Here is a 12,823-nt window from a genome sequence, read left to right on the forward strand (position 1 = left end):
GGGCTGTATGGCAGATGTCATACAGCCTTTCATTTCACAGTTGCAATTAAATACACAAGAGTGAGTTTATGCTTAAATTCATTGCTAAACGGATATTGGAAGCGATCCCGACCTTATTGGTGCTGATCACAATATCGTTTTTTCTCATGCGCTTTGCGCCCGGCAGCCCGTTCTCTTCAGAGCGTGCTGTAGCCCCCCAAGTTCTGGCAAATATCAATGCCGAATATGGGCTGGATAAACCTATCATGGTTCAGTACTTCACTTATCTGAAAAATATTTTGCACGGCGATTTTGGTCCGTCGTTTAAATATAAAGATTTCAGTGTCAATGAATTGGTTGGAAAAGCGTTGCCGGTCTCCGCAAAAATCGGGGCGACCGCCTTTTTCTTTACCATCATTCTCGGGGTGACGATTGGCACGATCGCAGCCCTGAAACAGAATACGTGGCTGGACTATTCATTAATGGCAACGACCATGTTGGGTATCGTCATCCCCTCCTTTGTCTTTGCTCCGGTGCTGATCTTCATCTTTGCCATCAATTTAGAATGGTTACCCGCCGGTGGCTGGAATGACGGCTCGTTCCAATATATGGCACTGCCCGTTCTCGGTATGTCGTTACTCTATATCGCAACCTTCGCTCGGATTACCCGAGGCTCAATGATTGAAACCCTCAACAGTAACTTTATCCGCACCGCGAAAGCCAAAGGCCTCAACTACGGTTACATTGTTGTTCGTCATGCATTAAAACCCGCGCTATTACCGGTTGTTTCTTATATGGGCCCCGCTTTTGTCGGTATTATTACCGGTTCGGTGGTCATCGAAACTATCTTTGGCTTACCCGGAATCGGGAAGCTATTTGTGAACGCAGCCTTTAACCGGGATTATTCTCTGGTACTCGGGATAACCATCCTGATTGGATTTTTGTTTATTTTGTTCAACATGATCGTCGATATTCTTCTCGCCTATATCGATCCGAAAATCCGCTATTAGAGAGGCTGACACATGATTGGAAATAAAGAGAATGTCCAAGCACTGGAGCGATTCAGTGAACAATTGGAAATTGAAGGAAGAAGCTTGTGGCAAGACGCCAGAATGCGCTTTCTGCGTAACAAAGCAGCCATGGTCAGTCTGGTTATTCTGGTATTGATTACCTTGGCGGTGCTGATTCTGCCTTATATGGCAACGTACAGTTTCGAAGATACCGACTGGTATGCGATGAATGCGGCGCCATCGGCTGAACACATCTTCGGAACGGATGCTTTAGGCCGCGATTTGTATGTCCGGACATTAATTGGCGGTCAGATTTCACTGGCAGTCGGTATTCTGGGGGCACTGGTTGCCGTGATTATCGGTACGCTTTACGGTGCGACTTCCGGGTACATCGGTGGCCGGGTCGACCGCGTGATGATGCGGATGCTGGAGATTCTGTACGCCATCCCATTTATGTTTTTCGTCATCGTGCTGGTGACCTTCTTTGGGCGTAACATCATGCTCATCTTCGTGGCTATCGGTGCTATTTCATGGCTGGATATGGCACGGATTGTCCGGGGACAAACCCTGAGCCTGCGCAGTAAAGAGTTTATTGAAGCCGCACACGTTTGTGGCGTGAGTCAATGGAAAATTATCACCCGTCATATTGTCCCGAATGTACTGGGCATTGTCGTCGTTTATTCGACACTGCTCATTCCGACAATGATTCTGACGGAATCATTCCTCTCGTTTCTGGGATTGGGTGTTCAGGAGCCACGAACCAGTTGGGGAGCTTTGTTACAAGAAGGCGCAAATACTATGGATCTGGCCATCTGGCAGCTCGCGTTTCCTGCCGCATTTATGATTGTGACACTATTTTGTTTTAACTATGTTGGCGACGGATTGCGTGATGCACTCGATCCGAAAGACAGATAATCCGGGAGCACTGTATGAACTTACTTGATGTAAAAGATCTACGGGTTGAATTCTCGACACCGGATGGCACCGTAACAGCCGTCAACGATCTGAATTTTTCATTAAAACAAGGCGAGACGCTGGGAATCGTCGGTGAATCCGGCTCCGGGAAATCTCAGACCGTGTTTGCGATGATGGGACTTCTGGCGAAAAACGGCAAGGTTTCCGGCAGCGCCCTATTTGAAGGCAAAGAAATTCTCAATCAGCCGGAAAAAACGCTGAATAAAATTCGCGCAGAACAGATTGCGATGATATTTCAGGATCCGATGACGTCGCTGAATCCTTATATGAAAGTCAGCACCCAACTGATGGAAGTGCTGATGAAGCATAAAGGGATGGGAAAAGCAGAAGCATTCGAAGAATCGGTCCGGATGCTGGAAGCCGTTAAAATCCCGGAAGCACGCAAGCGTATTAATATGTATCCCCATGAATTCTCTGGCGGAATGCGTCAACGGGTGATGATCGCAATGGCGCTCCTCTGTCGCCCTAAACTATTGATTGCTGACGAACCGACAACCGCACTGGATGTCACAGTACAAGCGCAGATTATGGATCTGCTTAACGAGCTGAAAGCAGAATTCAATACCGCGATTATCATGATCACTCACGATCTCGGGGTTGTCGCCGGCTCTTGTGAGAAAGTCTTAGTGATGTACGCGGGCAGAACCATGGAATATGGTAGCGTCAATGATATTTTCTATCAGCCGAGCCATCCTTATGCCGAAGGCTTGCTTCGAGCGATTCCACGTCTGGATACGGAAGGAGACGTTCTCCCGACCATTCCGGGTAATCCGCCCAATCTACTCCGGCTGCCACCCGGCTGTCCTTATCAGGAACGATGCCACCGGGTCACAGAACGCTGTAAACATGAAACACCAGCCCTCATGACGTTTGGTAACCAACGTCAACGGGCCTGCTTTTCTGACTGGGAGACGTGGGAAAAATGAATCAGAAATCCTTACTACTTGATATTAAAGATCTGAAAGTTCATTTTCAGATAGCCTCAAAGTCAGCCTGGCCCTGGTCACCTCCGACGGTACTCAAAGCGGTTGATGGGGTGAGTGCCCGTCTTTATGAAGGTGAAACTCTGGGTGTGGTCGGTGAGTCCGGCTGTGGTAAATCAACGTTTGCCCGCGCAATTATCGGGCTGGTCAATGCAACAGAAGGTGAAGTGGTCTGGCTTGGTCAAGACCTGACCCGGATGAAAGCTGCGCAGCGGCGGGAAACCCGTAAAGATATTCAGATGATCTTTCAGGACCCGTTGGCATCGCTTAATCCACGCATGACAATTGGTGACATTATTGCAGAGCCACTCCGGACATTTTATCCGGAGCTCTCTTCTCTGGAAGTAAAAGATCGGGTGAAAGAGATGATGATGCGGGTCGGGCTATTGCCGAATGTCATCAACCGCTATCCGCATGAGTTTTCCGGCGGGCAGTGTCAGCGGATTGGGATTGCCCGGGCCTTAATTCTGCGGCCGAAAATGATCATCTGTGACGAACCGGTGTCAGCACTGGACGTGTCAATTCAGGCACAAGTGGTTAACTTGCTCAAAGAGATCCAAAAAGAGCTTGGCTTGAGTCTGGTATTTATCGCTCATGACTTATCCGTCGTGAAGCATATATCTGACCGGGTGATGGTGATGTATCTCGGCAATGTTGTCGAGATTGGTGAAGCCGATAAGCTGTTTTCAGCGCCAAAGCATCCCTATACAACAGCGTTGATGACGGCCGTCCCGATTCCTGATCCAAATCTGGAACGGCAGAAAAAAATTCAGATGCTGGAAGGTGATCTCCCGTCACCGATCAATCCACCATCCGGCTGTGTGTTCCGTACCCGTTGTCCGAAAGCACAACCCCAATGTGCCCAGAATAAACCGGTCCTCAGTGGTGACGAACAACATGCGGTTGCCTGTCCCATCGTGCTCTGATTGGTAAACGAAAACCTGAAGACGCCCCGTCTTCAGGTTTCTATACCGCTCCCAAGACTCTCCGCCCCATGTTTTGTAGACAAACTCGCCTACAGTGCTCTAAATCGCCGATCAAACCAGCGACACAATCCAGACCAAATTCCGCAATTTTGTTCAAGTTTTCCTGAACTGACTTTTCTATCATAAAATATAAGTGATACGCAGCAAGTCAGGGATTCATATGCGAACAGGTAACCATTTCAAATTTGAGAACAGTACTTCGCTTCCGGGGGTCAAGATACTGACGGCCAATATGCACGATTTCAGTTATGACAAACATGCCCATGAAGAATACTCGCTGGGCGTGACATTGCAGGGCCGACAAGATTTTTTCTGTTGCCGACGCTTTCATCAAAGCCTCCCGGGAGGCGTGATACTCTTCAACCCTGATGATGTTCATGACGGTCATTCAGGCGGCACAACTGATTTGTCGTATGTGATGACTTACATCCACCCCCGGACATTTCGGGCGCTTTTTCTTGCATTGGGGGTGAAGCCTGATCACATGGTCCGGGTGGAAGGCGTCTTGTTTGATGATTGGATGTTCAAGCAGCAGATCATGACGTTCGCCCATATCGTCAACATCGGTTATTACTCAAAAATCGAACAGGAATTAGCTCTGTTTCGTTTAGCCCATACACTGGTTAGAAAATCAGGCTCATTACGTGAAATGCTCCCGCAACGTCGTCAGGATGTATTACTCAACCGAGCCAAAGCATTCATTCACAGTCAATACCAAGACGATTTGATGATCGATGATATTGCCGCCGTCGCCAATATGTCGAAATATCATTTTATCCGATTATTTCGGGCACAGTTTGGAATTACGCCTCACCAGTATGTGCTCAATTGCCGTATCAATGGCGTACAAAAAGCACTTGAATCCGGCCTTCCCACCTCAACAGTTGCACAAATGTTCCGTTTTGCTGACGTCAGTCACATGAATCGTCGCTTCAAAAAACTCTATGGTATGACCCCGAAACAATATCAAACACAGCTCAATCGGGTACCACAACGCTAACCAACGCTATCATCACCCTTGATAACCATGAAAACAGGTCAGTTATCTTATGCTTGAAATATGGACTTATGCTCTGGGAATCATGTATTCCCCGGGACCAGTGAATTTACTCAGCCTGAATGGTGGTATGCAGGGACAGACACGTCACCACATCGGATTTTTCTTCGGCGTTGCCTGTGCCATGTTCATTCTATTTATCAGTTTAAGTTATCTGGGTCATTCACTCGTCAATGATGACCTACTCCCTTATATTGCACTTTGCGGATGCAGTTACATTCTGTATCTCGCCTGGCAACTGATGCGCTCATCCGTGACACTCAAACAGCGGGCTTCATTCACGCTCTCATTCAAAAACGGGCTCATGATGCAGCTCTTCAACCCCAAAGGGCTGATTGCCACTCTGCCAATTGCCACAATTCAGTTTCCCGCACAAAATATGACTGAGGGACAGATCATGATTTGGTCTGGCGCACTTGCGCTGTTTGCCGGCTGCGCGCCCGGCAGTTATTCAGTCCTTGGCGGGATTGTCGGTAAACATCTGCTGAATGCAATCTGGTTATTGCGTGTACAACGGCTATTGGCATTACTTTTAGTGTATACAGCATTCAGTATCGGTTATGAGCACATTTATAAAGCTTGGTAGGCTGTTCTCAACAACATCCGGGACACAAGGTACCATGCTCTGCCCAAAACATTTATTCGGTAGCGCAAGAAAAACGGGCTCAACAGAGCCCGTTAAAAATAACGATGTTTGGCAACATCTTATAATTCGACGATTAACTTGCCCTGATTATCGCCACTAAAGAGTAATTTAATCGCATCAGGCGCATTTTCGATACCGTGAATCACATGGGTACGATATTTCAGCTCCCCTTTCATCAACATGCCGCCTAACGCCAGACCATAATCAGCAAATCGGTCAAAGTGATCCGGCATGGTAAAGCCCTGAATCGACAGACGACGTTTAATGATGTTCATCCAGCTAGGGCCCGGATCTGGCTGATCTTTGTTGTACTCAGCAATCAGACCACAAACAGCAATACGTCCATGCGCATTCATTCGCGCAAAAATAGGCGCCTGAGCCACACCACCGGTATTTTCAAAAAACAAGTCAATACCATCCGGCGTTGCAGCTGCCAATTGTTCAGCAAAATCAGCCTCGTGATAATTCAAGGCTGCATTAAATCCTAACTCTTCGGTAATCCATCGCCCTTTTTCTGCACTACCAACGACGCCAACCACTCGGAGTCCGAGGTTCTTCGCCATTTGCCCGACGAGTGAACCGACCGACCCGGCTGCTGCCGTAATCACTAATGTTTGCCCTGCCTTTGGCTGTAAAACCTGATACAGGCCATGATATGCGGTCACCCCCGGGAGTGAGATCACGGCCAGTACAGCTTCAGCCGGAATGTCTGCCGGTATTTTATTCAAACCGGTACCGTTGGAAAGCAGATATTCCTGCATGCCTGTCATTCCCAGAACTCGGGTCCCCTCAGGGAAATCAGGATGTCTGGAAGAGACCACTTCGCCCAATCCACTGGCACGCATCACATCCCCTAATGCCACAGGAGGAATATAGCTATTCTCGTCAGCGCTCATCCAGCCACGCATGGCAGGGTCCAGAGATAGGTGCGTGACTTTTACCAAAAATTCGCCTTCTTGTGGCGTGGGTATTGTTGCGGTTTCTGTCGAAAATACATCCGCAGTAATCTCTCGCTGGGGTCTGTCAATCAAATGAACTGCCCGATATGTCTGCATATGTTCCTCTCTCTTTGAATATTTCGTTGTCCTCATTCATTACGACAACATGTTGAATACGGTATCTCATTGATTTTAGATAGGTCATCACGCAATATGGCAGAAACTACACAATCAATCTCTTAACCTATCATTATCATTCCAATGGCACTTATCAAATATCATGAATAGCTGCTATTCAAGTATGTAATCATAATATATATGGTGACGGTTCGGCTCATTTTAAAGCGTGAGGGTATACAGAAAGACAGGTAATATCAGATATCAAATAAACTGCTACCTGACATCATCACTGATTTTTATCAGATAACAGTATTTTATTTTTAGCGATTTTTTCAACTTTAAACTAATGAAGATTCCAGACATGGTTCAAGCTGAATCGATATAGCTTTACCATTGAGTGATGCATATTCAGTCCCCATTGGGGCATCCCCCATTGATAGGGATAACTCAATAGAATCATCATGTTCTGACGTAACTGCGGGTATCCCTTCACCAAATTGTTCTGCTAAATCTTCATCCAAAAATGCAAAAGTAATGAGATAGCTTTTCCCAATACGAATATCACTGGGAACATCACCTAAAAAACATTGAACGATTGAACCATGAATATCAAACGTGATCTCTTCTCGAGCTGCTGGATTAATATGAATGACTTTGGCTTTATATTTTCTCATGAAGTCTCCGTTGTTATATTTCAATAAATCGTATTTAGCACGAGTAAACACAATAAAAATGTTGGACTGTCTGGTTATACGCCGAGTCAGGTTAATTGATTGATTCCTGACATAATATGGAGATTAACTCTAGTTTATTTATTGTTATTCATACAGATATGCAAACAAATCAATCAATCAAATTGATCAACCAGTCAACCATCCTGATAGTGTGACAATTCCCCCCATAAGCATAATCGATTTACAGAAAGAGACAATCCATTCTTCTGGCGACATGCCGAAATAACCGATGTCCTCACACCCTAGATACATTAGTGCTTTCATTCCCATCTTTTTTTGTTACCTGTCAGTCTGAGGCTATCGTTTTTGCTCCGGTAGCCAACCAGAGTTATGACAGGATTTCGACAACTTAAAACGATAAAATATCAGTTGACTCAGTAAAAAAGTGACGCAGACATCAACTTTCTGACAGGATTTGCTCAGTGATACATTAACGTGCGTGGCAAATAACATCAGGACATCATCAATGAAAATACGAGCCTTCATCAAAACAACTATCCCTTCATCAAAACAATGACCGCAACAGCAGAAGTCTGTTGGCTGAACCCGGCCAAGACAACTGAGCCATCAATTCATTACCTTAAATGGATTATCTTAAAAAGATTGCCTTAGACGGGAGTTGATGAGACGGATGTGACTGAAGCAAGCCTTAGCGCAACCGTCCGTTTCACTTCGCACGGGACGGGCGGGAGGATGTGGCACTGGATGGTTTTCTCGAACCGCGTTTAGTCAATGACGTTCTTGAACGCGAACGCTTCACTGGCTGAGGGAGCGCACGTAGAGAATCTGGTGGCGGTGTCGTCTTCACATGTTGCATTAAGTGCTCGATTTGTTGCGTCAGAGTGGTCATAAAAGGTTGATAAGCCTGATTTCTCTCTGCCATATCCTGCAATTGATGTTCCCATTGAGCCGTCATGTCCGGGTATGTTGATTCGACCGGCAATGCATGAATTAGGCCGCGTCCCGCCGGCGTACTGCGGATCTGTTTTCCTTCCCGCTGTAAGAGCTGACGTTTGATGAGCGTATCGATGATCCCCGCACGGGTCGCTTCGGTGCCGAGACCGTCGGTTTCACGCAAAATTCTTTTCAGTGATTTATCTTCAACAAAGCGGGCAATTCCTGTCATGGCGAGCAATAGCGTTGCTTCGGTAAAAGGCCGGGGCGGTTCGGTCTGGTGAAGACCGAGTTCTCCCTCACGACAGGTCAGGACTGTGCCTTTGGTCAGTGGCGGAACCGTTTCAAGACCATCTTGGTCATCATCACGAAATCCTGTAACGCGCTTCCAACCGGGTGAGACCATCTGCTTGCCTTTGGCCACAAAAGTCCCTCCGGCAATGTCAAACACCAATTGAGATTCTGCATAACATGCAGGCGGATAAAACTGGATCAGATACTGGGTAGCAATCAGCTGGTAGACTTTCTGCTCATCGCCGGACAATTGCGCATGCGTCGCTTTTGGTGTCGGGATAATCGCATGGTGTGCATCGACCTTACTATCATTCCATGCTTTGGATTTTAAAGTTAAATCAGCCTCACTGACCGCGATTTTCAACGTGGGCACAACCTGTGAGATCGCCGTCGTCACTGCGGCTGATGCCTGCCAATGCTCCGTCGGCAAGTAACGACAATCAGAACGCGGATAAGTGATCAGTTTATGTTTTTCATATAGTCCCTGACAAACGTTCAGCACTTGTTGGGCACTCATACCATACTTCTTCGCGGCATCAATCTGTAATGCAGACAGTGAATAAGGCAATGGCGCATTCTGGCGCGTTTGTTTCTGCTCAGAATCCGTGACAGTCGCAGGCTGCCCTTGAATACGTCTGGCAACGTTTTCGACCAATGGCCGATGAAGCACACGGCCTTCCTCATCCTGCCATGGACGGCAGGCTTCACTCGGCTTCCAGCGAGCCCGGATGTCAAAGGTCTGCTGCTCGGCGGTCTGGTAGGGAATCAAAGCATGCAGCGTAAAATAATCTCTGGGAACAAAGTTTTCAATCGTCTCATCCCGACGAACCACCAGACCGAGTACCGGTGTCTGAACCCGGCCAACAGACAGCACCCCCTGATAGCCGGACTGTTGGCCCAACAAGGTATATGCTCTGGACATATTCATGCCATAAAGCCAATCTGCGCGAGAGCGTGCCAGTGCAGAAACAGAAAGCGGGATAAATTCTCGGTTGTGCCGAATTTGTTGTAAGGCGCGTTTGACCGCTGACGGATTCAGATCGTTAATCAGCAAACGCTCGGTGTCCGCTCGGCGTTGCTGGCTCACTTTGCAATATTCCAAGACTTCGTCCACCAAAAGCTGGCCTTCTCGGTCCGGGTCTCCGGCGTGGACAATTTGCAACGACGAGGATTTAAGCAATTTTTTAATAATGGTCAGTTGCCGCGACGCGGATTTTCGTGGGCGAAGTTGCCACTGCTGCGGCACAATCGGCAGGTCTTCCAGCCGCCACTTTTTATAACGCTCATCGTAGGCTTCCGGTTCAACTTGTTCTAAAAGATGACCGATACACCACGTCACAATATCTCCGTTCCCACAACGAATACAACCATCCTCTTTCTGATGAGGACGGGGTAAAACATCGGCAATCGCACGGCCGAGACTCGGTTTTTCAGCAATGAATAAGCGGGGCATAAAAATATTAAGGCCACAAAAATTTGTGGCCTTAACATAACAGGATCAACTGTAAATTTATACAGTTTAGTCTTCTTTTTCTGCGCGAGCTGCTGCTTCTTTAATCAGGGGTTGTAACTCACCCTTCTGGAACATTTCCAGAATGATATCACACCCACCGACCAGTTCACCTTCTACCCATAACTGAGGGAAAGTCGGCCACTGAGCATAAACCGGTAACTCTGCACGGATATCTGGATTCTGGAGAATATCCACGTAAGCAAATTTTTCGCCACAAGCCATCAATGCCTGCGCTGCCTGAGATGAAAAACCACAACTCGGTAGCTTAGGTGAACCTTTCATATAAAGCAGAATTGCATTGTCAGAAATCTGCTTTTTAATTTTATCGATTGTTTCCATGATGTCCTCATCAGAGCGTTTAAAAATATCGGGCTATTTTAAATCATTAACAGAGAATAAAAAGCCTATTCTTATTATGGTCTCTTTGGGCCCGGATACAACGCCGTCCGATGCGGCTGATAAATTAGTGCTTTTAATAAAGTAAAAACTTGCTAAAATAGAACCAAGTCAGTCGTATTGACGAACATCAAAAGAAAATAACTCTGGAAGCTAACTGAAAGAGTCTGACTCTTTCAAACACAATGGAGAACTGAGCAATGTCATTTGAACTACCCGCTCTTCCTTATGCAAAAGATGCATTGGAACCTCATATTTCAGCAGAAACACTAGACTACCATCACGGTAAACACCACAACACATACGTGGTTAAACTGAATGGCCTGATCCCTGGTACTGAATTCGAAAACAAGTCACTTGAAGAGATCATCAAGACTTCATCTGGCGGCATTTTCAATAACGCGGCTCAGATTTGGAACCACACCTTCTACTGGCATTGTCTGTCACCAAACGGTGGCGGTGCACCAACAGGTGCTGTTGCTGATGCAATCAACAAGGCGTTTGGTTCTTTCGAAGACTTCAAAGCAAAATTCACGGATTCTGCAGTCAACAACTTTGGTTCATCATGGACTTGGTTGGTGAAAAAAGCTGACGGCTCTCTGGATATTGTCAATACATCCAACGCAGCAACACCACTCACTGAAGCAGGTGTTACACCGTTGCTGACGGTTGACCTGTGGGAACACGCCTACTACATCGATTACCGCAATGTTCGCCCTGATTACATGAGTGCTTTCTGGGCACTGGTAAACTGGGAATTCGTTGCTGAAAATCTGGCAAAATAATTCGGTTATTCTGAATCAGTCAGAATCTTGAAAAAATCCCCTGTCCTCGCAGGGGATTTTTTATATCAAATTCAATCACAATGCGATTAAAGTCACCACTTTAACTGCCGATATGTAAGCATCAGATGGAGAAGATGATGCTACAGCAAACCACCGAAGTCCAACATACGCTGGATAAAGCAAACCTGATCAACGAACTGCAATGCGGGCAGAGCGTCAATCTGGCGATTGTACAAAATCGACGGGCCGACTTTGCATTGCTGCTTGCTATGCTCTCCAATGATATGCGTGAAACCACAGCAACAGAAGTGATTGACCCGATTCATTTTACCGATGCTGAACTGCGTAAACACTTTGCATTGGCATCGCCACAACCCTTGCGTTCCGACCATGAAACCTATGCCTCCGGAGCTCAAGTCGCGTTACAATTTCATCAAGGCGGAATACGTTCGGCAAAACTCCAGCATTATCTGCGCCCAGATGCTTTGTCTTACTTTCCTGAACATACCCACCAACTGGAAGAATCGGTTTATCACAATCTCTCCGGTCATCAACGTCGCCAGCTCGAAGACAAAACACCGTCACAATCTTTAAACTATGAACTTTATAATCAATTAGTTACTAACCGGAGATTGTCCCAAATTCAGGCTCAGGCCTAACTGTTTTTTCTGCAAATACACCGATGGTTGTGTGAATTACCCCCCAAAACAGCCCATATAGCCTCGCTTAAAATATATTCTTTGACCCTTTTCACATCCTTCCCTGATGGGTTCAACCATGCTAATCAAACAGGAAATAAAAATAACAGACCACAGGGAATGCCAGTCATGCATATTAAGGATTCCATCATTCTCATCACTTCATCAGCAACGATGTTGGGGAGTGCATTAGCTGAACGCTTCGCTCAACTGGGGGCTAAGATCGTCCTGACAGACACTCACCAACAAAATTTGCTGACGACTTACACCAGAATCCGAGAGCTTTCAGCCAGTACCAGCTATTTCTTTTTACCAGATTACACACCAAGCTCAATCGAAGCATTACTGAATTTTATTGCCGAGAAATATCATGAAGGTCCGGACATATTAGTGAACCACTGGCCGAATACCCCATTGCCTTCAGTGACAGATGAGCAACCTCTTGAGATGTTTACCCATAATCTGACGATTATGGCTTCGACTATTTTTTCATTTGGCCAGATGAGTGCAGAGCGAATGAGACGGGATAAAAAAGAAGGTGTGATTGTCAATATCATTTCGAACACGGATCAAGAGACTATCAAAGGATTTGAAAACTCCGCCTCAATGGTCACGGGATTCACCCAAAGCTGGGCAAAAGAGCTTACCCCCTTCAATATACGAGTCGGAGCAGTAATCCCCGTTTTAGAAGCCGCCGATGGCGAATCACGACCCACACCGGTGCTGTTAGATGAACTGATTCGGAATACAGAATATATTGTAGAAAACGAGTACTTTAGCGGAAGAACGATGTCGGCTTGAATCAGCCGACATCA

Annotated in this window: 13 protein-coding genes; 9 read left to right on the plus strand and 4 right to left on the minus strand. The window is 46.5% G+C overall.

Features of this window, described 5'->3' with window-relative positions; all coding sequences use genetic code 11:
- Positions 1-68: 68 nt before the first annotated feature.
- From oppB to OCV37_RS10210, 6 genes are all read left to right on the plus strand, one after another.
- Positions 69-989, plus strand: coding sequence for an oligopeptide ABC transporter permease OppB (gene oppB / locus OCV37_RS10185; RefSeq protein ID WP_038180005.1), 921 nt, complete (start codon positions 69-71; stop codon positions 987-989).
- Positions 990-1,001: 12 nt separating this feature from the next.
- Positions 1,002-1,904 (plus strand): oligopeptide ABC transporter permease OppC, encoded by a 903-nt coding sequence (gene oppC / locus OCV37_RS10190; RefSeq protein WP_038180003.1) that lies wholly within the window; start codon positions 1,002-1,004, stop codon positions 1,902-1,904.
- Positions 1,905-1,918: 14 nt separating this feature from the next.
- Positions 1,919-2,890: an ABC transporter ATP-binding protein gene (oppD, locus tag OCV37_RS10195; protein ID WP_038180002.1), complete on the plus strand. Its 972-nt coding sequence runs from the start codon at positions 1,919-1,921 to the stop codon at positions 2,888-2,890.
- On the plus strand, positions 2,887-3,873 hold the full coding sequence (gene oppF / locus OCV37_RS10200; protein WP_038180000.1) for a murein tripeptide/oligopeptide ABC transporter ATP binding protein OppF: 987 nt from the start codon (positions 2,887-2,889) through the stop codon (positions 3,871-3,873). The genes oppD and oppF overlap by 4 nt, the downstream gene beginning before the upstream one ends.
- Positions 3,874-4,093: 220 nt before the next feature.
- On the plus strand, positions 4,094-4,933 hold the full coding sequence (locus OCV37_RS10205) for a helix-turn-helix domain-containing protein (protein ID WP_038179998.1): 840 nt from the start codon (positions 4,094-4,096) through the stop codon (positions 4,931-4,933).
- Between the two features lie 49 nt (positions 4,934-4,982).
- On the plus strand, positions 4,983-5,576 hold the full coding sequence (locus OCV37_RS10210; protein ID WP_038179990.1) for a LysE family translocator: 594 nt from the start codon (positions 4,983-4,985) through the stop codon (positions 5,574-5,576).
- A 119-nt stretch (positions 5,577-5,695) separates the two neighbouring features.
- Here OCV37_RS10210 and OCV37_RS10215 read toward each other — a convergent pair whose 3' ends face one another.
- From OCV37_RS10215 to OCV37_RS10230, 4 genes are all read right to left on the minus strand, one after another.
- A complete protein-coding gene (locus tag OCV37_RS10215; protein ID WP_038179988.1) occupies positions 5,696-6,691 on the minus strand; it encodes an NADP-dependent oxidoreductase in 996 nt (331 codons plus the stop codon).
- Between the two features lie 341 nt (positions 6,692-7,032).
- On the minus strand, positions 7,033-7,368 hold the full coding sequence (locus OCV37_RS10220; protein WP_038179986.1) for a hypothetical protein: 336 nt from the start codon (positions 7,366-7,368) through the stop codon (positions 7,033-7,035).
- Positions 7,369-8,095: 727 nt separating this feature from the next.
- Positions 8,096-10,069 (minus strand): DNA topoisomerase III, encoded by a 1,974-nt coding sequence (locus tag OCV37_RS10225; protein ID WP_038179981.1) that lies wholly within the window; start codon positions 10,067-10,069, stop codon positions 8,096-8,098.
- 66 nt (positions 10,070-10,135) lie between these two features.
- Positions 10,136-10,468, minus strand: coding sequence for a Grx4 family monothiol glutaredoxin (locus OCV37_RS10230; protein ID WP_038179979.1), 333 nt, complete (start codon positions 10,466-10,468; stop codon positions 10,136-10,138).
- A 257-nt stretch (positions 10,469-10,725) separates the two neighbouring features.
- On the opposite strand from OCV37_RS10230, the gene sodB reads away from it, so the two are divergent.
- The 3 genes from sodB (at position 10,726) to OCV37_RS10245 (ending at position 12,809) form a co-directional block, all read left to right on the plus strand.
- Positions 10,726-11,310, plus strand: a complete 585-nt coding sequence (gene sodB, locus OCV37_RS10235; protein WP_038179976.1) for a superoxide dismutase [Fe] — start codon at positions 10,726-10,728, stop codon at positions 11,308-11,310.
- A 134-nt stretch (positions 11,311-11,444) separates the two neighbouring features.
- The gene (locus tag OCV37_RS10240; protein ID WP_261888087.1) at positions 11,445-11,969 is read left to right on the plus strand and encodes a VC2046/SO_2500 family protein; all 525 of its coding nucleotides are present in this window, start codon (positions 11,445-11,447) and stop codon (positions 11,967-11,969) included.
- A gap of 168 nt (positions 11,970-12,137) precedes the next feature.
- A complete protein-coding gene (locus OCV37_RS10245) occupies positions 12,138-12,809 on the plus strand; it encodes an SDR family oxidoreductase (protein WP_038179970.1) in 672 nt (223 codons plus the stop codon).
- Positions 12,810-12,823: the final 14 nt, after the last annotated feature.

The sequence above is a fragment of the Vibrio rhizosphaerae genome (assembly GCF_024347095.1).
Classification (GTDB): Bacteria; Pseudomonadota; Gammaproteobacteria; order Enterobacterales; family Vibrionaceae; genus Vibrio; species Vibrio rhizosphaerae.